The sequence below is a fragment of the Sanyastnella coralliicola genome, from assembly GCF_030845195.1.
GTDB lineage: Bacteria > Bacteroidota > Bacteroidia > Flavobacteriales_D > Sanyastnellaceae > Sanyastnella > Sanyastnella coralliicola.
In genome coordinates this window covers 693,269-716,170 of record NZ_CP132543.1, presented here as the reverse complement: position 1 = coordinate 716,170, position 22,902 = coordinate 693,269, and the positions used below count along the sequence as shown (strand labels likewise).

The 22,902-nt window shown below is 46.2% G+C and carries 24 protein-coding genes; 7 read left to right on the top strand and 17 right to left on the bottom strand.

Going from position 1 to position 22,902, the window contains the following annotated elements; translation table 11 throughout:
- Positions 1-4 precede the first annotated feature (4 nt).
- Together bioA and smpB are read right to left on the bottom strand one after the other, a co-directional pair.
- Entirely contained in the window at positions 5-1,267 is a 1,263-nt protein-coding gene (bioA, locus tag RA156_RS03125) for an adenosylmethionine--8-amino-7-oxononanoate transaminase (protein WP_306642695.1), read from the bottom strand.
- Positions 1,267-1,704 carry an SsrA-binding protein SmpB gene (gene smpB, locus RA156_RS03120; RefSeq protein ID WP_306642694.1) on the bottom strand — a complete coding sequence of 146 codons (438 nt, stop codon included), beginning with the start codon at positions 1,702-1,704 and terminating at the stop codon, positions 1,267-1,269. Before smpB ends, bioA begins: the two co-directional genes overlap by 1 nt.
- 67 nt (positions 1,705-1,771) lie before the next feature.
- Between smpB and RA156_RS03115 the strand changes: the two genes are divergently transcribed.
- Complete coding sequence (locus tag RA156_RS03115; RefSeq protein ID WP_306642692.1) at positions 1,772-2,641, top strand: cation diffusion facilitator family transporter; 870 nt, start codon at positions 1,772-1,774, stop codon at positions 2,639-2,641.
- 107 nt (positions 2,642-2,748) lie between these two features.
- On the opposite strand, the gene RA156_RS03110 is transcribed toward RA156_RS03115, so the two are convergent.
- The 7 genes from RA156_RS03110 to RA156_RS03080 form a co-directional block, all read right to left on the bottom strand.
- Entirely contained in the window at positions 2,749-4,404 is a 1,656-nt protein-coding gene (locus RA156_RS03110) for a hypothetical protein (protein ID WP_306642690.1), read from the bottom strand.
- 403 nt (positions 4,405-4,807) lie between these two features.
- Positions 4,808-5,899 (bottom strand): DUF4097 family beta strand repeat-containing protein, encoded by a 1,092-nt coding sequence (locus RA156_RS03105; protein WP_306642688.1) that lies wholly within the window; start codon positions 5,897-5,899, stop codon positions 4,808-4,810.
- Positions 5,889-6,452 carry a hypothetical protein gene (locus RA156_RS03100; RefSeq protein WP_306642687.1) on the bottom strand — a complete coding sequence of 188 codons (564 nt, stop codon included), beginning with the start codon at positions 6,450-6,452 and terminating at the stop codon, positions 5,889-5,891. The genes RA156_RS03105 and RA156_RS03100 overlap by 11 nt, the downstream gene beginning before the upstream one ends.
- 4 nt (positions 6,453-6,456) lie before the next feature.
- The gene (locus RA156_RS03095; protein ID WP_306642686.1) at positions 6,457-7,011 is read right to left on the bottom strand and encodes an RNA polymerase sigma factor; all 555 of its coding nucleotides are present in this window, start codon (positions 7,009-7,011) and stop codon (positions 6,457-6,459) included.
- Between the two features lie 6 nt (positions 7,012-7,017).
- Positions 7,018-7,671 carry a hypothetical protein gene (locus RA156_RS03090; protein ID WP_306642685.1) on the bottom strand — a complete coding sequence of 218 codons (654 nt, stop codon included), beginning with the start codon at positions 7,669-7,671 and terminating at the stop codon, positions 7,018-7,020.
- Positions 7,672-7,781: 110 nt separating this feature from the next.
- Positions 7,782-8,498: a head GIN domain-containing protein gene (locus tag RA156_RS03085; protein ID WP_306642684.1), complete on the bottom strand. Its 717-nt coding sequence runs from the start codon at positions 8,496-8,498 to the stop codon at positions 7,782-7,784.
- 69 nt (positions 8,499-8,567) lie between these two features.
- Positions 8,568-9,080 (bottom strand): hypothetical protein, encoded by a 513-nt coding sequence (locus RA156_RS03080; protein WP_306642682.1) that lies wholly within the window; start codon positions 9,078-9,080, stop codon positions 8,568-8,570.
- A 79-nt stretch (positions 9,081-9,159) separates the two neighbouring features.
- Here RA156_RS03080 and RA156_RS03075 point away from each other — a divergent pair, with 79 nt between their 5' ends.
- Complete coding sequence (locus RA156_RS03075) at positions 9,160-9,894, top strand: FkbM family methyltransferase (RefSeq protein WP_306642680.1); 735 nt, start codon at positions 9,160-9,162, stop codon at positions 9,892-9,894.
- Here RA156_RS03075 and RA156_RS03070 read toward each other — a convergent pair whose 3' ends face one another.
- From RA156_RS03070 to dapF, 8 genes are read right to left on the bottom strand one after another with little or no spacing between them, the layout of a single operon-like run.
- A complete protein-coding gene (locus RA156_RS03070) occupies positions 9,895-11,064 on the bottom strand; it encodes a hypothetical protein (RefSeq protein ID WP_306642679.1) in 1,170 nt (389 codons plus the stop codon). It lies immediately after the preceding gene.
- Positions 11,061-12,494, bottom strand: coding sequence for a T9SS type A sorting domain-containing protein (locus tag RA156_RS03065; protein WP_306642677.1), 1,434 nt, complete (start codon positions 12,492-12,494; stop codon positions 11,061-11,063). Before RA156_RS03065 ends, RA156_RS03070 begins: the two co-directional genes overlap by 4 nt.
- The gene (gene kdsA / locus RA156_RS03060) at positions 12,491-13,300 is read right to left on the bottom strand and encodes a 3-deoxy-8-phosphooctulonate synthase (RefSeq protein ID WP_306642675.1); all 810 of its coding nucleotides are present in this window, start codon (positions 13,298-13,300) and stop codon (positions 12,491-12,493) included. Before kdsA ends, RA156_RS03065 begins: the two co-directional genes overlap by 4 nt.
- The gene (locus RA156_RS03055) at positions 13,290-14,534 is read right to left on the bottom strand and encodes a DUF5723 family protein (RefSeq protein ID WP_306642673.1); all 1,245 of its coding nucleotides are present in this window, start codon (positions 14,532-14,534) and stop codon (positions 13,290-13,292) included. The genes kdsA and RA156_RS03055 overlap by 11 nt, the downstream gene beginning before the upstream one ends.
- On the bottom strand, positions 14,531-16,105 hold the full coding sequence (locus RA156_RS03050; protein WP_306642671.1) for a hypothetical protein: 1,575 nt from the start codon (positions 16,103-16,105) through the stop codon (positions 14,531-14,533). The genes RA156_RS03055 and RA156_RS03050 overlap by 4 nt, the downstream gene beginning before the upstream one ends.
- Positions 16,106-16,133: 28 nt before the next feature.
- Positions 16,134-17,276, bottom strand: a complete 1,143-nt coding sequence (locus RA156_RS03045; RefSeq protein ID WP_306642670.1) for an Lnb N-terminal periplasmic domain-containing protein — start codon at positions 17,274-17,276, stop codon at positions 16,134-16,136.
- Positions 17,266-18,117, bottom strand: a complete 852-nt coding sequence (locus RA156_RS03040) for an N-acetylglucosamine kinase (RefSeq protein ID WP_306642668.1) — start codon at positions 18,115-18,117, stop codon at positions 17,266-17,268. Before RA156_RS03040 ends, RA156_RS03045 begins: the two co-directional genes overlap by 11 nt.
- A complete protein-coding gene (gene dapF, locus RA156_RS03035; protein ID WP_306642666.1) occupies positions 18,098-18,883 on the bottom strand; it encodes a diaminopimelate epimerase in 786 nt (261 codons plus the stop codon). Before dapF ends, RA156_RS03040 begins: the two co-directional genes overlap by 20 nt.
- A 431-nt stretch (positions 18,884-19,314) precedes the next feature.
- Here dapF and RA156_RS03030 point away from each other — a divergent pair, with 431 nt between their 5' ends.
- From RA156_RS03030 to RA156_RS03010, 5 genes are all read left to right on the top strand, one after another.
- The gene (locus RA156_RS03030) at positions 19,315-19,725 is read left to right on the top strand and encodes an RrF2 family transcriptional regulator (RefSeq protein ID WP_306642664.1); all 411 of its coding nucleotides are present in this window, start codon (positions 19,315-19,317) and stop codon (positions 19,723-19,725) included.
- A gap of 73 nt (positions 19,726-19,798) precedes the next feature.
- On the top strand, positions 19,799-20,065 hold the full coding sequence (locus RA156_RS03025; RefSeq protein ID WP_306642663.1) for a DUF2061 domain-containing protein: 267 nt from the start codon (positions 19,799-19,801) through the stop codon (positions 20,063-20,065).
- Positions 20,056-20,727 (top strand): phosphoadenylyl-sulfate reductase, encoded by a 672-nt coding sequence (locus RA156_RS03020; RefSeq protein ID WP_306642662.1) that lies wholly within the window; start codon positions 20,056-20,058, stop codon positions 20,725-20,727. Before RA156_RS03025 ends, RA156_RS03020 begins: the two co-directional genes overlap by 10 nt.
- 3 nt (positions 20,728-20,730) lie before the next feature.
- Entirely contained in the window at positions 20,731-21,630 is a 900-nt protein-coding gene (cysD, locus tag RA156_RS03015; RefSeq protein WP_306642660.1) for a sulfate adenylyltransferase subunit CysD, read from the top strand.
- The gene (locus tag RA156_RS03010) at positions 21,630-22,883 is read left to right on the top strand and encodes a sulfate adenylyltransferase subunit 1 (RefSeq protein ID WP_306642659.1); all 1,254 of its coding nucleotides are present in this window, start codon (positions 21,630-21,632) and stop codon (positions 22,881-22,883) included. Before cysD ends, RA156_RS03010 begins: the two co-directional genes overlap by 1 nt.
- The last annotated feature ends 19 nt before the right edge of the window (positions 22,884-22,902 follow it).

Here is a 22,902-nt window from a genome sequence, read left to right as displayed (position 1 = left end):
AGTATCAAAGTTCCTGCACCACTTCGATGATGACATCGATGGAATGGTGGATTTCTTCCGCGGTAGCGATGTAAGGAGGCAAGAGATAAATGACATTGCCGAGTGGACGAATCAACTGACCTCGTTTCATGAAGGCGTTGTAAAGTCGATCTCGCAGGGGATGAATGTAGCCTTTGTTCTCTTCCATCACATCCATCGCCAAGATCGGTCCTATCATGCGGATGTTCTGCAATTTCCCAGTGACTTTGAGCTCCTCTTCACGTTCTTCATAACAAGCATGAATGCGGTCAATGCCATCCCATGTTTCTTGCTGCTCCATGAGATCTAGGCTCGCCAAAGCAGCCGCACAACCCAACGGATTTCCAGTGAATGAATGTCCGTGTAAGAAGCCTTTTTCAAACTTATCGTCGAGGAAAGTATTGTAGAAGCGTTGATCGCACACTGTCAGCGACATCGGCAAGGCACCCCCGGTAAGTCCTTTAGAAAGACAGAGCATGTCAGGCTTGACATTCGTGTGTTCTGAAGCAAACCACTTCCCTGTTCTTCCGAAACCGGTCATTACCTCATCAGCAATCAGAATACCTTGCCTCTTTCTGATGATTGTTTGCAGGCGTTCAAGATGATCTGCCTTGTAGAACTGCATCCCTGCGGCTCCGAGCACCAGCGGTTCATAGATAAAGATGCATGGATCATTGGCGAGTGACTCTACTCGTCGTTCCAGCTCATCAATGTTTTCATCTGTTGGGACTGGGAGATGGCTTGCTTCAAAAAACAAATCATCCCAAGGTTCTGTGAAAACGCTTCGTTCCGCCGCCGACATTGCGCCGAAGGTGTCGCCATGGTAACTGCCTTCGAAAGCAATTAAGTTCACTTTTCGTTGCTTGTCGCTAACGCGGAAAAACTGGTAAGCCATCTTCAAAGCGACTTCTACAGCCGTACTTCCATTATCGGAGAAGAAGTATTTCCACTCGCCTTCTGGAAGATGTTTATCAAGTCTTTCACAGAGTGTGATGGAGGGCTGATGGGTGAATCCAGCGAAGATGACGTGTTCAAGTTGGCACGCTTGTTTTGCAATGGCTTCCGCGAGATATGGGTTGGAGTGACCGTGCAAATTCACCCACCAAGATGAGATCGCATCAAAGATTTTACGTCCGTCTGAGGTATGTAAGTAGGCCCCTTTTGCTTCAGTGACCAGTGGAAGTTCGTTGGTATTCTTCATTTGGCTGAAAGGGTGCCAAATGAGGTAATCTTGATCGATGCTGCGCATTACTTCATTCTTCGATCCATCTCACGCTTGAGGTCTTTCTGCTTCAGCGTGTCGCGCTTATCGTGCAGTTTTTTACCCTTAGCCATGGCGATTTTCATCTTCGCCAGACCGCTTTCGTTGATGAATACTTCAATCGGAACAATGGTCATCGCTTGGTTCTTCACCTTGCGATCAATTTTGTTCAATTCACTGCGATTCAGAAGCAGTTTCCGTTCGCGTTTCGGCTTGTGATTCGCGTACCCACCATTCTCATATTCAGCGATGTACATGTTAATCACGAATAGCTCGCCATTCTTCATCTTACAGAAAGCTTCTACAATACTCGCCTTCCCCGTGCGGATGGATTTAATCTCTGTACCGGTCAATTGAATCCCGGCCACAAATTCATCCTCCAGGAAATAACGGAAGCGGGCTTTTTTATTCAGAATAGCTGGCATGCTGCAAAGGTAGCGAATGCTGACATTGCTCAGCAATTGCCGCTTCAATTCTCCGTACCTTTTTTTGGTGCATCAAATCCACACACGAAATATTCGCATTGCCTTTTGGCTCAACCTCGTCTTTTTCGGGGTTGAATTATTCGGTGGTTGGTACACCAATAGTCTGGCTATTCTATCAGATGCCTTGCATGACTTTGGTGATTCCCTGAGTCTTGGATTAGCTTGGTATTTTCAATCGCTAGCGCGGAAAGGTAGAGACGAAAAGTTCACCTATGGTTACCGTCGCTATTCATTGTTGGGGGCACTGATCAACAGCTTGATTCTTACGGCCGGTTCCATTTTCATTGTTGTGGAAGCGATTCCGCGAATTCGAGAACCGCAAGAAACCTTGAGTACTGGAATGTTTGCGATTGCGGTAGTAGGTATCATCATCAACTACCTCGCGATGAAACAACTGCGTCAAGGAAATACCTTGAACGAACGTGTAGTGAGCTTGCACCTCCTTGAAGATGTTCTTGGTTGGGTAGCTATCTTAATTGGAGCCGTCATTATCTACTTTACTGGGTGGCATGTCATCGATCCGATTCTCTCGGTTCTGATTGCCGGATTCATTTTATTCAATGTGATTCGAAACGTACGTGAGAGTTTGAACATCATACTTCAAAAGGTGCCTGAGTCCATTTCAGTGCCTGAATTATCAAGTACCATCAAAGATGTTGGCCACATTCTCGAAGTCAGAGACCTTCACCTTTGGACACTTGATGGTGAAAAGATGATTATGAGTGTGGTGCTCGTTGTAGAAGAAGGCGTCAGCCGTTCCGCGCTAGCGAAAATCAAGAAAGAGGTACGCCACGCCGTGAGAGCGTTTAACATCGAACACGCGACGATAGAGATTGTCTTACCCGGCGAAGACGATTCACATGAAAAAGATCGATAGTGGTGGATATTCCCTCCCAGCATAAAAAGAGAAAAGGCCGCCCATAGGCGACCTTCTCCAGCTAACGTAGACCGGTGCCCTCCAGTACCGGTCTCCTCCCAAATATTCTATTCGTCGCACGTGGTGCCAATGAACCCAATCAAAATGAGCAGGTCAGAAATGGCTACGACATTATTGTTGTCTAGGTCGGCAGGACAAGTTTCAGAGAAATCAAAGAAGCATGTCCCATCATCTTCCGTGGCTGTTGGATCGTAATTCGCCGCAGCGAAATTGGTGCATCCAGTGCATGACGATCGTTCACAAGACCCATCTTCCTCGGTAGCGGCCGGATTATAATTACAGGCGAAACTGTAAGTACAGCCTTGCACTTCGAATTCATCACAAATTCCGTCACCATCTACATCGTTGACACAATTGCCTAAACAATCATATCCTGGGTCTGGATAAGTGCATTCATCGATAGCGATCAAGGCCTGCAAATCGTAATTACATGCGAGTGGGTCAATACAACCAAAACAGTCGTAGGTACAAGAACCGTTATCTATCACGGCTTGTGGCACATAGTTACATGCACCTGCATCCATACAACCTGGAATAATTGGTGCGTCTCCACAACCATTTTCTGGTGGCAAGTTTCCGCTACAAACCCCAAATGGATCTGAGCCTCCACCTCCATCGCTACAATCAAAGCCCCATTCAATACAGTTGAAATCAAGCTGGTAACCTTCGAGGGTTGGTGTTCCATCATTGAAGGTCCCATCTCCGATGTAGCTCGTGAATGAAGCAGGCCATACTTGTCCAGCACAGTCACAAATGGTTTCTTCTGCGGCACACAGGTCTTCTGCGGTGTAGTAGAAGAATGGTGAAACCGCTCCAGCCGTTGTTTCGAAGTGGAATTGATAGTTTCCAAATTCTTCAAGAGGAAGGAGGAAACTTTGTTGATTCCCTAGGTTCGGGACAGAAATACACATCTCCTCTCCCCCGTTGATGGCATAACACAGCAAGTCTGCTTCACATCCCGAAGAAATTCCAAATTCTAACAGGAGGCTGGTAGCCAAACCTGTTGGCGTTGCTTCACATGGGTTCTGTTGAATAGCCAATGTCAATGGAGTACAGCCAGGAGAACTACATCCGTTATTGGGCGGCAAGTTTCCGTCACAAACTCCATACGGGTCGAAGTTGATGTTTCCATCACCACAGTCGAAGCCCCACACATTACAAGTGAAGTCAACCGGCACGCCGTTCCATTCTTTTCCTACTCCCGGATTCTCGTATTCACCGTCTCCCAAGTAGATCATCACTCCTTGAGAATGGCTGTTCCCTGAACAGTCACAGACGTAGGTGTCGTAAATACAAGCCAACTCATTTTCTGCCGCTAATGACAGATTGTAGTTTACCGCAAACGGATTTTGGCAAGAGAATGTGTCATCATAACAGTTGACCCATTGCTCCACAAGCTCACTAGATTGAGTGCTTGTGCTTACCCAAAAGAGGTAAGCGCCTCCACCTGGAAGTTCTAAATGGTAGATATCACCTGACCCAATGTTGAGTCCGGATACATCGATACATAATTGTTCTCCATCACCCTGTCGGGAATAGCACACTTCGTTCAAAGTGCAACCTTCGTCGAGATCGGCTACGATATCAACTGCGGTGTTAAAAATTCCCGGTTCCTGTTCTTCACAGGACTCGGTGATAGAGAAAATGGATGCAGGGCATTGCGCCGTGAGGTTCAGTCCCTGCAGTACCACCAACAGTAACATGACTGTTCGAGGTACATTGAAACCCATCTCTCTCATCTGAGTTATCTGAATTAGTCAGTACAAATGAACGACGGCCTTGTAGGAACGTTTGTCAGTTGCTTCCTTATTGGCGATGTAGGACTTGCCCTGACAGGCTGCCGTATTCGGCTGTGAGAATGTAGGACCGGGCGGTTCAAAATGGGAAAACCAAAGGCTAACTCATTGATAATGTGAACCCCTACTTGTAGGACACTTAAACCATATTGTTCCTACAAAGGGCCAGAATGAGCACATTTTTCAAGTGAACTACAGATGGAATTCTTCCCGAAAAAGGAAAATTTCTTGATTTGACCCGTGGTTAGAAATGAAAAAAACCGACCCTCTGCGGAGAGAAAGTCGGTTCTTCTGATTAGATAGTAACAACTTATTTCGTCAATCGGAAGTAGCCTCCTTTTGACGTTATATCGATGATTGGGGTATCATCTCCTGCCACATTCATCACCAAGACGCGGTCATCTTCAGATTGATCGTCTTGGATAATTTCTTTGTCGTCTACTGAGATCGAAGAGTTCTTCACGTTATCAAGATCCAAACGAACGCTCCCCATAAAGAAGGGATCCAGTTCTACGATAACGTCAGTCATGTTCGTGCCCAGCTTTACGAGCTTCAAATCTGAAGATACGTTTCTCAGTCGGACTTCACCCATTCGGGTATTCATATCGATGCTTTCTTCCAGGTCTTCAACCATAATATCAGTGAGAAAGGCTGTTCCTAGAATCTTACGGGCTGACTCCACGTGAATTTCATCGTGTCTGCAGTCTAAGCGCAATTCATCGGCTTCTTCAATTTCGACTTCACTTGAATTCGACTTTAAGTAAAGCTCCTTGACCTTTTCGATGGCCGCGTCTTCGCAGTAACTCAACTCGAGTCTACCGCCGCCTAATTCGTGAATATCAAGTTTCCCGTAGGCGACTTTGATCTTTCCCGGCTTTGTGAGATCATGTGCTCGCAAATCACCGTGCGACAGATCGATGTCAACTTCACCGTCGTGATCACCCATAAAGACATCACCAAATTTATTGGTGACCTCCAAATCCACATAAGCCGGCAAGGAAATCTCCACATCTACTTCGATACGCTTATTACTGCCTAGGCCTTGTTGGATATCATAGACGCCCTTTTTAAGGAACCCTACGTTATCAGACCAATCAGACTCAACAATGATAAAGTTGCTGCTCTTCTGCACTTCCACATGGATGTCTTCAAGCATTTCTCTGAGGTCTCCAGAGCTTTCAGAGTAGGCCGTAATCTTCACATAGATCTTAACCGAGTCTGCATCCCATGAATTGAAGGTGACATTTCCGTACATGTTCGTTACTTCAAGCGAAGTCTCAGAAGATACGCCGTAGGTACGTTGTACGATCCGATGGTCATCGAAGCGATGATCGGTGTTTTCCGCGCTAGCGAAAGAAGCAAGGCAAGAGAAAAATAGAATAAGGAATAAACTATGCTTCATATCGCGAATTATTAACTGGTTCGAACTGATTGTCTTCGAGTTCTTCAAGCAGTGCTTCTAAAATCTCAAGGCGCAATCGGTAATTCTGGATCATGGCTTCAACGATCTTATGCTGATCAACACCACGTCCCATTTCTTTCTTCAATGTTTCGAACTCCTCTTTCAGCAGTTCGACTTCTGCTAGGTACTCTTCAGCTTCAGCATATTGCATCAGCTCCTCGGTGCGAAGAGATACTTCAGAAATGTAGTATTGCTCTACTTCAGCGAGCTCACTACTAATGTCTGAGAGCGACAAAGAAGGAATGGTCTCTTGTTCCTGTGTTGGAGGGGTTTCAACGATAACCTCTGTCCCCCCGTCTTGAAGGAAGACAAACACTCCCATCAAAAGCACAGCACAAGCAGCACTTGCTACGGTCATCCACAACCAGCGGATAGGTACCGTACGTTCCTTAGATTCTTGCGGACCGAGTTCCGCGTCGATCTTCGACCATAGATCTCCTGAAGGTATTTCGTTGTCGAAACCTTCACGATGCTGATCGATGAACTTCTTCATTTTATCAGATTCCATTTCTTCCATTATTGATCAACCATTCTTTCACTCGCTTTCGAGCTCTATTCAGCTGCGACTTTGAAGTCGACTCACTGACACCAAGCTCATCGGCGATTTCTTTATGGCTGTAGTCTTCAAACATATACATAGTGAATACCGCGCGGTATCCGTCAGAAAGGGCACCTACCGCATTCTGAACATCCGCTATCGTGTATTCTGGTTCTTTCACTGGTTCGTCTTCATCATCTACCCATTCTGTGACCTCATCTAATTCAGTGGTCATCAGTTTGCGCTTTTTCAAGCGATTGATTGAGGCATTGACGACAATGCGTTTGAACCAACTTCCAAAACTGGCGTCTCCTCGGAAGTTCTGTAGGTTCTTGAACATCTTGACGAAACATTCTTGCAGCACATCTTCTGCCTCTTCCCTGCTTTGAAGGATGCGCAATGAAGCGTTGAACATAGCCGGCGCATAGAGTTCATACAGCTCTCGTTGAGCCGAACGTTCTCCTTGACGACATCGTTCAATAATGCTAGCGTGTATGTCTCTTCTTGTGCTCAACGAACTTTAGAACCAACCGAATCGCAATCCAAAGTTAGCTGAGATTCCTCCGAGTCTGTCAACATCTGTATTCGGAAGATCAACATCTGTCACAAAACGGTAGCTAGCACCTCCGTACAAACGCACAGCACGCAAGAGGTTAATCTCTAGCTGAAGTCCAGGCTCTACTACAAGGAAAAAATCGCTGTTGTAGAAATCTGGCCAGTCGTAATCTTGGTCTTCGTCAAATTCATCGATGTCAATGAATCGCTGACGACTCTCTCCAATTCCTCCAGCACCAATGACTACCGGTGCCGAAAAGTGAATCGCTCGTCGGCTAAAGAAAACGGGCTCGATATTTAATCCTCCATAGCCCATCTCGTAGTAAAGGCGCTGGTTATCATCGTCACGGTTCACTCCGTAGACGTCTGTGACCAAACCATAGCCAACAAATCCTACGTTCAAACTGTGTCCGAATACTCCGTTGATTTCTCCTCCGAGCATCATTCCCCCTTGATCATTCAAGGTGGTAAACTTGGTTCCTAGTCCGATGAAGCCTCCAAAGCTTCGATCTCCTCCAAACAGTGTCTGCATTTCACCGTTGTTTCCGATGCATGTTTCAACTTGTGCATTCAAAGCGGTAGTCAGAAGCAGGCAAGCAATAAGCAAGTAATTTTTCATGGTGTGTGGGTTGTGGATCGCGGGTCGCAGATCGCGGTGTTTCTTTTTTTTCCGGCATCCGGCATCCGTTCTATCCTTTCGGACGCCGGACGCCGGATGCCGGAATAGTGTTATTCCATATCTATCAAATCTCCACTCCCGGTGATGCTAGCATCTACATCTGCTGGGTTGCCCCAGTAGCGTACATCACCTGAACCGTCGATATCTACGTTGAGGTATTCAAAGACAGTGACGCGTGTGTTTCCACTGCCATCAACGTTGACGTAGCACGCGTTCGTCTCTAAGTAGCGTGCATCTACGTCACCGCTGCCATCAATATTTACTGTGATTTGTTGCGCTGCTCCGGTGAATCTAGCATCTCCCGAACCATCAATTTTCAGGGTTACTGTTTCAACGGCAGCATATTCGATATCGATATCGCCCGAACCGTCAACCTCGATGTTTGAGTTTCCGGCGATGATTCCTGAAGCATCAATGTCTCCAGAACCGAGGAGGTAGATATCGTCTAAGTATTCTTTACTCACGAACACACGAATCGGCTCTTCGTGATGGAAGTTGTTTGGCTCTTCGTAGATCTCGAGACGATCTTCGAATACGCGCGTTTTGATGTAAGGCATCAAGCGTTGTCCTGCCTCAATTTTGAGCTCGTAATCTTCTGTCTGATTGACGATGAGATCAATTGATCCCTCGAGGTGGATTTCTTCGTAGTTCTCATCAATCTCGCGCAACTCAGTCACACGTGGACCGTCGTTATTCAAGACTTTGCGACATCCAGTTTGCACCATTACAAGTGAAACAAGTAGTAGGGGAAGAAGTAAGTTTTTCATGTGTCGATTTTAAGGTCGTTCACCCTAAAGACACATGCTTTTTCAAAGGTTGCACATCACGTGCAAAAATTACTGTCCCAGAATGCGATCTAGTGTTTGGACATCACTGAGCATGATGTAAACCACCTCACCATTGTATAATGCTTGGAGTTGATACTTGCCTTCTGGTACCGTATGATCAATTCGCTCATAGACAACAGGGTCTACTTGATTCGGAGCGGCCTCTTGGTATACATTCTGACTTGCGCTGAGTTGGAGTTGATCATAGGTACCTGGTGCAATCACGTATGGCTTCTTTAGTCGCATGTCATTATGCTTCAACGAAGAAAGCGGTAGGATGAGTGAATCAGTAACCAAGGCCGTGATTTCTACATTCCCCATGACTTCCGCATTGGTGAGTGTCAACGAATAATTCCAGATTGACCGAAGATTAGAATGAACTCCAGGAACAACGTTTTGTCGGGTAAACGTTTCCGTTTGGTAGGTGATTCCGTTGGTTATTTTTTCTTTTCCAGCCATCCCATTGTCTTGACATGCCGATAAAACGAGAATGATCCCGCATATCCAAAGTGCTTTCATCATGCTTCCAAGATAAGTTAACTTTCGTGTTATAGCGCGTGTTTCCATGCCTCTCAGTTAAAAAGACGTACTTTTGTCTATTATGAATGATCGTATCAAACAGCTGGCCAAAAAAGTGCTCTCTTCGCTGGGTATCCACCTAACGAAGAACCAGCGCTATGATGCGCTGGCGCTCAAAGTGATGCAACGATCAATCAAAGAGAACTCGAACTGCGTTGACGTTGGGTGTCACAAAGGAGAGATTCTCGAAGAGATGATTCGGCTAGCGCCGGAAGGGAAACACTTCGCTTTCGAACCTATTCCTGAATTGTACAAAGACCTCAAGACCAAGTTCAACGGTGATGTCTCCATTCATCAAATTGCCCTTTCAGATTCTCCAGGACAAAGCAACTTCCATCACGTAGTAAGCAACCCGGCTTATTCTGGATTAAAGCAACGCACGTATAAAGGAGCGGAGAGTATCCAGGAGATTCAGGTTCAGAAAGAACGTTTAGACAGCGTCTTACCAGAGGAAATGTCGATTGACTTCATGAAGATCGATGTGGAAGGTGCTGAGTTCGAGGTGTTGAACGGAGCTAAAAATCATATCATTCATTCTAAACCAACCATCATCTTTGAACATGGAATGGGTGCAAGCGACCACTACGGTACCACGCCAGATATGGTGTACGATCTGTTAGTTGGTGATTGCGGAATGAAGATCTCATTAATGGATCACTACTTAGATGACGGTCGCGCGCTCACACGTGAAGATTTCCGTCAGCAGTTCTATGAGTCGATCAACTACTACTTCGTTGCGCACGATTTAGAGCACTGATCAACCGATCCAATCTCCTTCCAAATAGAAGAATACGACAAAGTATAGCTGGATGAGTCCGAAAATGACCCATGCAGCAGTTCTGATGTTTCGATAATGCATTGACCACCATGCAATGAAAACGAGCAGTCCTGTCATGATGGCTGCGAGAAATGCATGCAAATGAAGGTAGCTTCCAATGCACAACGAGAAGACGAGCCAGGTACCAGCGAAAATCATTATCTCCCTTCGATTGAAGCTCAATCGCTTCCATGCATCCAAAGCAAGAGGGATGAATACTGTGGCAAAAACAAAGCGGTTTAAACTAAAGAGTTCACCACCTCGCGTAGCAACAATAATGAATGAAGTCACAGCAAGACCAGCAAGACCGAAATAATGTGCTTGATTCAATTGTGCACTGGTCCAATTCCGCGCTAGCGTGACTAACGCCGCCAAACCAATGAAGAGTGCGGCACCATCAAGCAACATGATGATATCACCACCCCATGTAGAAAAAGGTAAACTTGGCCAGCTCAAATCATTGCCCCAAGCTGCTTGAGCAGAGAAGAACCCGAGCCATTCTCCTCCATTTCGGTATTGGAAATAGAAGACGAAAAATAAAGCAGCCAGCGAGATGAGTCCCTCTTGAAAGGTTCGTGCGAAGGCCCTACTTCCCTTATCGCCTCCGGCCCATCGTGCAATGAAAATCGCGGGAATAAGAATGGCCGCTGTTGGACGAATAATCGAAGCCGCAAACACACCCAATAAACTCAAGGAACGCCGGTCTTCGTTCACACCGATGGCAATAAACGTACAGGCTGCGAAGAACAATGATTCGCTGTACGGGACGCCAAAGAATACTGCCGAAGGCACGAGTATCGAAAGGATCAATACAGACCGATGCAGCTCCAATCTCCTTTGCAAAATAACCAGTGAACTGACCCACAGGAATAGATTGACCAAGGCAATCCAGTGATTCGCACCTAGTGCTTTCCAGACATAAGGGAACCCCGGGAAGAACGCATTATCCAAAGGATCCGAATATCCTTGCTCAGCGATACGACCATAGTGCATGCTGTCATACCAATCGAGGGAAACGGTCCAGTCATGATGAGTGAATAGACTCACCAGATAAGACGCGCTTAGAATAAGTACAGGGATTAAGAAATGTAGTCCGTTCTTCCAGGTCATCGAAGGATAATATGGTCTACGATTTGACGACCATTAGCAGATCGTTTCAAGGTGTAGACACCACGCTCTAAGTTAGAAAGATCGGTTTCTTTCTGTTTTCCACGCATCACTTCTTGTCCTAATAAATTGTAAAGCACCCATTGGTCGTAGCTTCCCGGGATCTTCAGCTGACCTACCGTTGGGTTTGGATATGGGATTCCGAACGTGCTGCCGTACTCTTCAACTCCGACTAGGGTCTCATCTTCTGTGAGCTCGACGTAGTCGATGTCGTAATTGAAGACGATTTCTTCATCGGGAAGTCGGATTAAGTAGACATCTTCATCCCCGCTTCCGTAGCTATCAGTAACTCCAAGAATTAATATACGCTCTTCAGAGTCTTCCATGATATCATAGGGCTGCTCATCTCCTTCAAGTCCGAACACAGTGGATGATAACCAGGCACCATTGAACCAAATACGGTTGATGTAACACCCATCCCCTCCGTTTCCGAAAATGTCTGTGTAAGCCGCTTGCAACATGACAGCACCCGACCAAGTCACCGCCGTAGGTAGTTGATTACCTGGCTCAGAAACATCAGAGAATTCAAACCATTCTTCAACACCATCCAGATCTTGTTTGATCATCATGATGTTCCAATATTCATTTCCGTCACTTGCTTCATCAGCCATGGCATAACATGCAGCCAAGCCTTGTTCTGAAATGTCAAGCGAGAGTCCTTGAAAGGCAACCGAATCTCGAACATCTGTCCAAACCACTGCGCCGCTTGGTGTGAGCTTGCGCAGCACCCCTTGAGGCGTCCCCCCTTCAAAAGTTCGGGTTCCAATCAAGTACAGATGATCTTCATACCATACCAAATCATTGGCCTCGGCCTCAGGAAGAATATCGTAAGTGTTTTCGTCGATAATATCACCATTCGCTGTAATGCGGAATAACAACATACGACTGTTCCCTGGTGCTTCACCATACGTGGTTCCAGCGATGTAGTAGTTGTTTACTCCCTTCTCAATTCGCGTGGCAAAGTCCCAATCATCGGTACCAAATTGCTTTTCCCAGAGCTGATTTCCGCTCGCGTCAATCTTGTAAACGACGATGTCATAGCCGCCATTCTCACCCAACGACGTCTGGCCCAAGATCAAGAAGTCTCCTTCGTTGGTCATTACGGCTGAACGTCCTTGATCAGCTCCAGCCCCACCTAGGGTGGTAGACCAATCAACTGTCAAATCTTCAAGGATGTGAACGACATAGATATCGTTGTTTCCGTTCTCAGGAGAGGCGGTCGTTCCAACGATTAAATAGCCTGTAGGTGTCTCCAGAATCTCTCGTCCTTCATCTGCCTGAAAGCCACCATAGGTGCGCACCTCTGCGGTTTGCGCTGAGGCATTCAACAAGAACAGACTTAAAACGAAACAAAAGATCCCTCTCAACATCATACTACTGCTTTTCGGATAGTCAATAACTCTTCTAACAATTGACGAAGCTGGCTAAGCGGTAACATATTCGCCCCATCACTCTTCGCTTCACTCGGATTCGGGTGTGTCTCAATAAAGATGGCATCCGCTCCAACAGCAATGGCTGCCTTGCCCATAGTTGAGATCAACTCTGGTCGACCGCCTGTGACACCGCTCGCTTGGTTCGGTTGCTGCAGGCTGTGGGTAATATCCATTACCACAGGTGCATACTCTCGCATCGCAGGAATGCCGCGGAAATCAACCACCAAGTCTCCGTATCCAAAAGTGGTTCCTCGTTCGGTTAGCCACACTTTGTCGTTTCCACTGTCTTTCACCTTCTGAACTGCGAAGCGCATAGCTTCTGGTGAAACGAACTGGCCCTTCTTCACATTGACCACCTTCCCTGTGTTTGCTGCGGCAACCAGAAGATCTGTTTGACGACAAAGGAAAGCCGGAATCTGAAGTACATCCACGAACTCAGCTGCTTTCGCTGCTTCTTTCGACTCGTGTATATCAGTTGTTACAGGCACACCATTCGCTGCCCCTACTGCTTTTAAGATCTCCAAGGCTTTCTCATCACCAATTCCAGTGAATGAATCAAGGCGTGAACGATTGGCTTTGCGGTAAGACCCTTTGAACACGAACGGGATGTCTAGTTCACGACAAAGCTCAGTGATCTGACCACCAATATCGTGTGCCATTTGTTCTCCTTCGATGGCGCATGGTCCAGCGATTAATAAGAACTTGCTCGCATCAGTGCTAGTAGTGGATGGTATATTATTCAGCATGTGGTTTCAATAAATAGGATAAACGTAAAGCGGCATGCGCTCCGAGTCCTTCTCTTCTGAATGGACCAACGATGTCTTCGGCCGAAAAGGCCACAAAGAAACGATCATTCACCCATTGCTCAACAGCGATTCCTGCACGCACATTTCCGTAACCTCCATAGGTCACTGTAGCGCCAAGGGTCGTATTATCATTCAACATGAAAAAGTAACCTCCTCGGATTAGGGGATTAAAGGCGCGAACCGGACGGAAACGCATTTCAATTTCGAAGTAATCTCGTTCTTGAATTCGGTGCATCAAACGCGCATATGCGAATCCAGGTAGCCAGCGCAACATTGACCCTGTCGTTTGGTCATAGTATAGGCTGTCTTCAAAATTCGGAATACCGTCTTCGTCGTCATCAATGATGTCTGTGAGCGGAATACCAGTATAAGCCCAGCTAGAATCAGCACGGTAGTCAAGAGAGGCCTCATTCCAAGAAACAAAACCTATGTCTCTCAGTCCTAAGCTCACGTATCCTCGGTCTTCTTGAAGCGGAATATTCAGTTGTCCATCAAGTGAGACCCCGAGGCCATTTCCAGAACCGAATCCAATGACTGAGGTATCAGATCTCATCCAAGCACCGTGGTATGCGAGATTGAGACTATCGCCGTCTTCTGCTGTGAACAAGGCTCCATCTAACATCGTAGTGCGCTCGAAGCGTTCGCCGTTAACTGCGCTGATCACGAACCCGCTCAAGCTTGGTTTGTGCACCAACCCGAATCCGAGCTTTTGGTAAGCCATGTAGTCAAGCCAGAAATTTGAGAGCTCAGCAGACTCACCAGCGTAAGCAGCATTGCCGTCAAACACCAGATGGAATAAATCGCCATCCATGGCCAGCTCAAAGTGATTGCGCATTTCAACTTGTCCTTGCCAACCCCAATCGGCGAGTCCGAAAACAGAGTCTTGCATCAAGGCAAAACTGAATCTACCTGTGGCCTGGGCCCCAAAGGTTCCAAGGTCGCTGATGCGATCGAACTGTCGTTGAGAAAGTTCATCTGAGATGTAGCCACCAAACACCAGCTTATCAAGGAGTTCATTGTCAAAGGCATTCGAACGGTATTCCGCGCTAGCGTCAATATTCATCATAACCGAAGACGCACGCACTAAAGAATCCTTCTGCATGAGAATACTCCGTTGGGCTTGAACTTGTGTCAGGCACAGTAAAAAACCGAAGACGAGTAGCAGCTTTTTCATTCGTAACTCAATTCAATATTTCCATTCATTAGAATATCGACATCGATGAATTCATCACCGCTCATCTTCACAATCTCTCCTGATGAGATCATTTGTAATGTCAATTCGATATACCCTCCTTGGCGCATGATATCCAAATCAGCGCGTGAAATGGTTTGAACACTTTCTGAAGTATTCGCCGTCACATTTCCTAGTTCTAGGAAAGTTCCTGTTTCCATCGAAAGGTCAGAGATCACGTCAAACTCTTCACCTAAATCAGAGAAGAATCGAGCATCCATAGACACTAATCCAAGTGGGAAACTATTGGTAATGCGGAAGGTCAATTCCGCGTCAGCGACCAAATCAGTATCAAAAGCTGCAACATTCAATGAATCCTTAAAAGTCAATCCATTGGTCCCCAAACACAGCGGAAGATCCATGAGGAGATTCGCCTCAAAAGGTTGATCGGTATAAATGAAATCGTTTCCTCCAGAAATATCTCCCAGCGGATTCATTTCTACGAAAGCATCCACTTCGAGTACCTGCGGAATGCTGCCGACGAGCGTCGTAATATTCGAATTCGTCTCATCAATAAGGAAGGCGTAATCATTAGAAGTCACTTGTCCATTGCCGTTATCTAAGGCACGGGTCAAGTTGATATTGTCTCCGATGATGGAATGGGTCAATTCAACGCCGCTGCCGTTATTGACACCTTCAATACGATCGAGTCTGAAGGTAGCATCGGCGCCGATGGTATTCTTGATATCAACATCAATGGAAAGCTCCTGAAGATCAAGTGTTCCAAACGACTCAAGGAAAGGCGAAAAATCAATTTCACTGTTCGAGTCTAGCTCTCGATTCCCGAAATATCCTCTGGCGTAACCAATAACTACGTCTTGAAAATTCAATGTGATACGAACGGAATCCGTTCCAAAGACCGGTACAGCCTCTGTTGCCGATGGCGAGACTACGACATCAAGCAAAGCCGCGATGCGATTCGACGAACTACCTGAAGCTCCTTGAAGGTCAAGATTAGCATTCGCGAGGTCTTCTGTTCCTGTGAACACCCAAGGAACATCTCCACTGGCAGTTTCTGTGGAAGCTTCTAAAAGGAGCGTTGTTCCATTCCCTAAGGTCACGCCTGGCAAATCGTAAGTGATATCAAGTGGACCACCAACGTAGCTTTCTAAAGTGTAGGTCAATAAACCAGAGACAATCGACACCTCATAGATTTCAGCTGACGATACTTCTAGTTTAAGATCATCTTCCGAACTGAATACCTCTACCCCTGCAGGGATGTTGATCGGACCTCCATTGAAACCTGGCGTAAACGATTCGAAAATCGTAGTGTCGTCAAGACGTACCAAAGTGTCTAAGCGCAGGTCGAAAAGATCTGTTTCGTATTGAATATGAAGAAGTCCGTTTTCGTCTTGTTCCAAAAGACTGTCTTCCACGAGGTCAGTCCAGGTGATCTGTCCTGTGGCCAAGGGAGCCAATGCGTTGATATCCCACACCGTGGCTTCATCGCGTTTACACGCAAAAAAGACGAGGCATGCCGATAACAGCAAGAATATGTAAGCAGGTTTTTTCAAATCGTTCAGTTGCTCTCTTGATACAAGTTTACTGTGTTTTTCCCGAAGGCAAGAATCCGAGACCGAAGCTTAAGATCGCTCCCATCAACGCCAAAGGATAAAACGCAAGGTGATACCGCTGTGGGAAGAGGAAACCAAAGATCAGTACAATGATATAGACGATGGTAAAGGCCTTCATGTAAGGCACAACCAGTCGTTTTTTCTTCAAGATGAAAGCCACAATCAGGTGCAGTGGAAAGGCCCAAATCAAATTCCAGTTTTGCTTTGTCGTGGTGTGATCAGTGGCGAACCATAGCAAAAAGACCATAAGGCCTGCTAGTCCGAGGAATATGAAAAGGAAACGCGGAATCACTAGAGATTGACTTCCTTTCCTTCTTCTCCAGAACCAAAATAGCGCTAAGAGCGTCAAAGCCATGGTCAACATCAACGCCGGGTCAAGTGGACTCCCAGCTTCGCGCACGGCTTTCTTAATCACCACTTTCGTCTCCTTCACAAGCGGCTGGCCACCAATGGTAGCGGAAGCAATTTCACTGAAGACATAATCTGGTAAGAACATATTGTCCTGCGCCTCCAGAACCTTATCACACGGCTGTCCCAAGGCAATGTCAATACCAAAATCTGACCAGTTCATGTCAACCAGGTACATGTCGATCATGTCTCGGAAAGTGTAAGACTCATGATCAAATTCGCTATTCCATTGCAGCTCATCTCCAAGTACATCTTCGAGGATATCCCTGATGCGTGTAGCGCAGTTGTCGTAGAAAAAGTCGTACTGGTAATATTGATTCTCTGGCTTGTAATTCTCGACCAGCGCATGATTGAATCTGTTCTTTTGATCTTGTGTCAGGTTGAGCATCTGTTCCTCCACTCCTCGCTCCGTGACCGTGTATTCGTAGTTGAACTGACCAAAAGAACTCCGAGAAAGTCGATAATTCAGTTTTCCTCTAGCAAACTTCAAGTAGAACTCATCATTGAAGTCGAAGGTCCCGTAGTTGTATACGTGGTCTACTCTTCCCGGGTCATACACTCGAATGGCGGTGTGCCCAAACACTGAATACAAATCAGTTCCAGGTTGGCATGTCAAGACTGATATCTCTGCCTGTTCAGATAATTGTTGTCCATTCGCTAGCGCGGAAATGAATAAAAGAATCAGGAGGAGTTTAGTCTTCATATCGTTGCAAGTGGTATAAAGTCAGCGCCGCAATCGGCTTCTGTAAAACGGATCCAAATGGAATGTCGCGCTCCTCGGCTTGAAGCTGAAGAATATGGTGAAAGTGGAAGCCTATAGAGCCGCTAATGTGTAATGGCCATTCTTTATGTTGCTCGTATCGTACTACGTATCGATCAAAGAACTCAGCGAAAGCTCCTTTCACCAAATTCAACATGAAGGGATCACCAAGGTGTTTACGTACAAACGGAACAAAACTCGCGAGGAACCGATTCGGACGTTCCCCTTTGTATACCCGGTCCAATATGATCTCTTTGTCCGCACCGTATCCTTCGTAGAAATCTTTAATCAAATCATCTGGTGCTTCTCCTAGGAGAAATGCTTGCACCCATCGTCTTCCGAGGTCAGTGCCACTGCCTTCATCACCGAGAATAAAGCCGAGACTTGGGATATTCTTCGTGATGAATTCTCCATCATAAGCACAAGTGTTCATTCCTGTTCCTAGAATGGCTGCAATGCCCGGTTGAGAACCACACAAGGCCCGAGCAGCTCCCAACAAATCATGTTCTACGTGGATGGTGGCGAGGCGATATACCTCTGCGAGTAGGCGTTTAACCTGATCAACCAACCGGGCTGAACCCAAACCGCTACCATAAAAGTATACCTCTCTTACCTCCGCCGCTGTAAAAAGCTTTAAGGGACCCACACGAAGTGTTTGAAGAAACTGATCATCACTAACGAAATAGGGATTAAGACCGATCGTCTGCGCTTGGTGAATATTCCCCTCACGATCGATCAATCGCCAATCTGTTTTGGTAGAACCACTATCTGCGATCAGGATCATTCTTCAAATCTAGGATTCCTTGGAAAACAGGGGTCGCGGGTCCTTTCAATTCAACTTTGAAAAAACCATCTGATTGCATCTGAAAACGAACATGCAATGATCCTCCTGGAGTTTGAATAAAGCGTTCAGATCCTCCATTTAAATAAGCATCAACCATAGCCACTCCTGTCACGCCAGTTCCGCAGCTCAGTGTTTCATCTTCTACTCCTCGTTCATAGGTGCGAACGAGTAAGGTGTCTTCACGTCGCTCTACAAAGTTGACATTGGTGCCTTCCTCTACGTAGTCTTCACTGTTGCGGATTTCAGCGCCTTCTGTGAACACATCGGTAGCCGCAACATTGGGTACAAACTTGACTACATGAGGTGAACCGGTGTGAATAAAGTAGTGGTCGTCGAGTTGATCTGGGGGAAGTGCATCTCCCATCTTAATGACTACTTGACCATCTTCCCATCGCGCCTCATGTTCGCCGTCAATCGCTTCGAATGAAACTACGTCAGCATCAATCCCAAGCTCTCTCGCAAAGTGGACAGCGCAACGCGAGCCATTCCCACAAAATGATTGAGAACCATCACTGTTGTAATAGTTCATGTAGAAATCAAGCGATGAATGCGTTTCAATGAGGATAAGTCCGTCAGCTCCAACTCCAAAATGACGGTCACATAAACGCTGAACATCTCTTTCTTCTAGTTGGATAGCTCCAGAACGGTTGTCAATCATAATGAAATCGTTGCCCGTTCCATGGTACTTTGTGAAGGTGACTTGCATGTAGTGCGAAGGTAGTTGTTCGAGGGGGAAGATAGAGACAAAAAAAAGGTCAAAAACGAAGAACAGCTCCTTGGTGGGAGCTGCTCGACTTAACCAAATTTTACGTAAATCTTAACTACAATATAACTAACTACTTGTGATCTGGTTGACTCACAACCATATCCAAAATAACAAAATTTCCCACAGTGAGACGAAATTTTTCCGTCCTACATCGTCGTAGGAATATTCCTACGAACCGGTAAAAGCAGGACCATCAAGGGATACAGCCATTCTGAATTTTTTCAACAATTCTTGGATTTTAGGCATTCCCACTTCGCTAAACTGCACAATTCGCCAGATAAAGACTCCATTTATGAAGACCAAATCATCATAAATTACGATGAATATCTGTCAGAAAATGAGAAGTCAAATCAGGACATTATATTCGCATTATGCTCTCCAAAAAAGCACAATACGCCTTTCATGCGCTCACCTATCTTGTGGAAAAGGAAGGCGAAGGTCCTGTGCAGATTTCTAACATTGCTCAAGAGAAAGGAATCTCATTGAAGTTCCTTGAGATTATTCTGCTCGAACTCAAACGAGGAGGTATTCTTGGAAGTAAAAAAGGGAAAGGTGGAGGCTACTATCTCATCAAGTCTCCGAAGGAAGTGCCACTTTCTAAAGTTATTCGGCTCATAGATGGCCCGATCGCACTTCTCCCCTGTGTAAGCCTCAACTTCTATGAACCATGTGAACACTGCACCGAAGATGGTTGTGGATTGAATGGCGTCATGGCGGAAGTACGGGATGCCACGCTCCTCATTCTAGAGCGTAAAACGCTGGCAGACATAGCCAAAGGATAGATTCGCACCTCATAACCCGAACTAATAATCTATTTACCCTAGTATTTCTATAGGGTATTACTATTTTTGTGCCATGTTCCTCGATAAAACGATAGAAAGATCGTTGCCAGAGAACGGCGAAGCACGTTCTCCTTGGCATTCATTTTTGAAGACCCTCTCGTGGCGAATTCTAGGTACCATTGACACCATAGTTATCTCTTGGCTGATCACCGGTACCTTGGAATTAGCACTCTCCATTGGAGGAATCGAAGTGGTGAGTAAAATGATTCTCTACTACTTCCACGAACGCGTATGGGAGCGATTCTCAGTTCGAACTAAAAAAGGACGCTCATGGAATTAATGACCGCCATTAAACAACTTCGCAGTGATTTCCAACAAGTCATCGGCGAGCACTCGTCACTGGTTTTCACCTCATCATTGGGAGAGGAAGATCAAGTCATTACCCACTTGATTGCTCAAAACAATTGGCCGGTGACGATTGCCACCTTAGATACAGGAAGGCACTTCCCACAGTACTATGAGTTACTCGAGCGCACCCAACGATTATTAGACCAAGCCATCAAGGTTTATTCTCCCCAAGCTTCTGCGGTAGAAGACTTCGTTGATTCATATGGTATTAATGGCTTTTACACTAGCGTGGAAGCGCGAAAAGCATGCTGCGCTGTGCGAAAAATCCAGCCGCTGAAAAGAGCATTAGCACAAGCGGAGGTCTGGGTGACCGGACTACGAGCTGAACAATCAGAAAATCGACAAGACACCCCAAAATATCAACGTGATGCAATGACCAACACGCTGAAATTCAATCCCCTCGTTGACTGGAGCAAAGAAATGATTGACCAGTACATCGAGGAAAATAAGGTTCCTACCAACCCATTGCACAAGCAAGGATATGTCAGCATTGGCTGCCAACCTTGTACGCGCGCCATTACCGATGGAGAGCACCCACGCAATGGTAGATGGTGGTGGGAGAGTTCTAAAAAAGAATGTGGACTACACGCTTAGCCTATGAAATTCAGTGATTTCCCTCGTTCATTAGAAAACGAGGCCATTTACATCTTCCGCGAAACACTTGCTCAATTTGAGCGTCCGGTGTTATTATTCAGTGGAGGAAAAGACAGTATCACCCTGGTGCACCTCATGCTCCGAGCATTTCACCCCTTGGTTCCGCCGATTCCGTTGCTCCATATCGACACGGGGCACAACTTCCCTGAAGCATTGAGATTCCGTGATGAGCTAGTGGAAAAATATCAACTCACCCTCCATGTTAGAAAAGTCGAAGACACCATACGTGAAAAAGGGCTTCAAGAAGAAACAGGTAAATATGCCAGCAGAAATGCCCTTCAAGCGGTTACCCTGCTGGATGCTATTGAAGAGTTTAAGTTTGATGCATGCATTGGCGGAGCCAGAAGAGATGAAGAAAAGGCGCGCGCTAAAGAGCGCATCTTTTCTGTACGAAATGACTTTGGCGAATGGGACTCGAGAAGACAACGACCAGAAGTCTTTGATATCCTTAACGGGAGAATTCACCCCGGCGAAAACGTTAGAGTATTCCCTATCTCCAACTGGACAGAACTCGATGTCTGGAATTATATTCGAGAAGAAGGCATCGCTCTCCCCTCTCTCTACTTTGCGCACGAGCGTGAAGTATTTTATCGCGACGGCCTGATCTGGCCTGTATCTGATTTCGTTCGTCTATCTCAGGATGAATCACCTGAACGTAAAGTGGTTAGATTCAGGACCGTCGGTGATATGACATGCACTGCTGCAGTTGATTCGCAAGCAGCTACCATTGATCTGGTGATGGAAGAAATTGCCGCAGCGGAGATCTCCGAGCGTGGGGCACGTATTGATGACAAGCGAAGCGAAGCCGCAATGGAGCTCCGCAAACAAAACGGATACTTCTAATGGACATTCTTCGCATAGCTACTTCAGGTAGCGTTGATGATGGGAAAAGTACCCTCATCGGTCGCCTACTGTATGAAACTGGTCAAGTACCCACCGATCGTATGCAGCAGATCGAAGAAAGCTCGAAACGACGTGGGCTATCGTTCACAGACCTCTCTCTCCTGACAGATGGATTGATCTCAGAACGCGAACAAGGTATTACCATAGATGTCGCACACATCTACTTTCATACCCCAGCTCGCAAATACATCATTGCTGATACACCCGGACATGAAGAGTACACCCGCAACATGGTAACGGGAGCTTCACAATCGGAAGTTGCGATTACTTTGATCGATGCACGTCATGGGATGTTAGAGCAGACGCGACGTCATCTCCATATCGCCCACCTTTTAAAGATGTCGAACCTGATTGTTGCCATCAACAAAATGGATCTGGTTGGATACGAGCGTAATGCGTTTGAAGCCATCAAGTCTGAGGTTGAATCCTACGTGGATCAACTTGGAGCATCGTTCACTTTGCACTTCATTCCGATGAGTGCATTGCATGGTGAAGGAGTGACCGTATTTAAAGACGGGTTGTCGTGGCACCAAGGTGCCCCATTACTTGACATTCTGGAGTCTATCAAGCCTCGAAATATTATGAACGCGGAGGGACAAACGAATTTCCAGGTCCAACAAGTGTTGCGACCACGCGGAGGTAATGACCCTGATTTCCGCGGATACGCGGGAAGTCTGAGAACGGGATGCATTCGAGTTGGAGATGAAGTGCAGGTCTTATCCACTGGCAAGTCTTCCACTGTCGTGGGAATTCATAAATGGGGAACAGAATTGAATGCTTCAGGTCCTGATCAGGCATTAACCGTTCTTCTCGAAGATGACATTGATTTGCGACGAGGTGACGCTCTTGTTGCCAAAGAAAATTACTTGGCAACATCACGTTTGATGACTGCTTCTATTTGTTGGATGGACGAACAACCGATGGCTTCTCGCAAGAAATATATCTACCAGCAAGGCAGCTTCAGCACTAAGATTATGGTGGATCAAATTCAAGGCACAGTGAATTTGAAAAACGGAGAGCTGGCGAGCAATCATCAAGTACAACTAAATGAAATTGCTAGGGCGACCTTCAAGTCGGCTTCAGCTATCCCAGCTATTGAATACCAAGGAGGTAACAGCAACGGAGCATTTGCTCTCATTGACGAACAATCGCTGAATACCGTAGCCGTTGGATTTGCTGAGAGATTTGCGTGAGTATCTGCTCGATGAAAGG

Coding starts and splice junctions, on each gene's coding strand:
- bioA (WP_306642695.1), bottom strand. CDS start 1,267: ATGCGCAGCATCGATCAAGATTACCTCATTTGGCACCCTTTCAGCCAA.
- smpB (WP_306642694.1), bottom strand. CDS start 1,704: ATGCCAGCTATTCTGAATAAAAAAGCCCGCTTCCGTTATTTCCTGGAG.
- RA156_RS03110 (WP_306642690.1), bottom strand. CDS start 4,404: ATGTTACTGTTGGTGGTACTGCAGGGACTGAACCTCACGGCGCAATGC.
- RA156_RS03105 (WP_306642688.1), bottom strand. CDS start 5,899: ATGAAGCATAGTTTATTCCTTATTCTATTTTTCTCTTGCCTTGCTTCT.
- RA156_RS03100 (WP_306642687.1), bottom strand. CDS start 6,452: ATGAAGAAGTTCATCGATCAGCATCGTGAAGGTTTCGACAACGAAATA.
- RA156_RS03090 (WP_306642685.1), bottom strand. CDS start 7,671: ATGAAAAATTACTTGCTTATTGCTTGCCTGCTTCTGACTACCGCTTTG.
- RA156_RS03085 (WP_306642684.1), bottom strand. CDS start 8,498: ATGAAAAACTTACTTCTTCCCCTACTACTTGTTTCACTTGTAATGGTG.
- RA156_RS03080 (WP_306642682.1), bottom strand. CDS start 9,080: ATGATGAAAGCACTTTGGATATGCGGGATCATTCTCGTTTTATCGGCA.
- RA156_RS03075 (WP_306642680.1), top strand. CDS start 9,160: ATGAATGATCGTATCAAACAGCTGGCCAAAAAAGTGCTCTCTTCGCTG.
- RA156_RS03070 (WP_306642679.1), bottom strand. CDS start 11,064: ATGACCTGGAAGAACGGACTACATTTCTTAATCCCTGTACTTATTCTA.
- RA156_RS03065 (WP_306642677.1), bottom strand. CDS start 12,494: ATGATGTTGAGAGGGATCTTTTGTTTCGTTTTAAGTCTGTTCTTGTTG.
- kdsA (WP_306642675.1), bottom strand. CDS start 13,300: ATGCTGAATAATATACCATCCACTACTAGCACTGATGCGAGCAAGTTC.
- RA156_RS03055 (WP_306642673.1), bottom strand. CDS start 14,534: ATGAAAAAGCTGCTACTCGTCTTCGGTTTTTTACTGTGCCTGACACAA.
- RA156_RS03045 (WP_306642670.1), bottom strand. CDS start 17,276: ATGAAGACTAAACTCCTCCTGATTCTTTTATTCATTTCCGCGCTAGCG.
- RA156_RS03040 (WP_306642668.1), bottom strand. CDS start 18,117: ATGATCCTGATCGCAGATAGTGGTTCTACCAAAACAGATTGGCGATTG.
- dapF (WP_306642666.1), bottom strand. CDS start 18,883: ATGCAAGTCACCTTCACAAAGTACCATGGAACGGGCAACGATTTCATT.
- RA156_RS03030 (WP_306642664.1), top strand. CDS start 19,315: ATGCTCTCCAAAAAAGCACAATACGCCTTTCATGCGCTCACCTATCTT.
- RA156_RS03025 (WP_306642663.1), top strand. CDS start 19,799: ATGTTCCTCGATAAAACGATAGAAAGATCGTTGCCAGAGAACGGCGAA.
- RA156_RS03020 (WP_306642662.1), top strand. CDS start 20,056: ATGGAATTAATGACCGCCATTAAACAACTTCGCAGTGATTTCCAACAA.
- cysD (WP_306642660.1), top strand. CDS start 20,731: ATGAAATTCAGTGATTTCCCTCGTTCATTAGAAAACGAGGCCATTTAC.
- RA156_RS03010 (WP_306642659.1), top strand. CDS start 21,630: ATGGACATTCTTCGCATAGCTACTTCAGGTAGCGTTGATGATGGGAAA.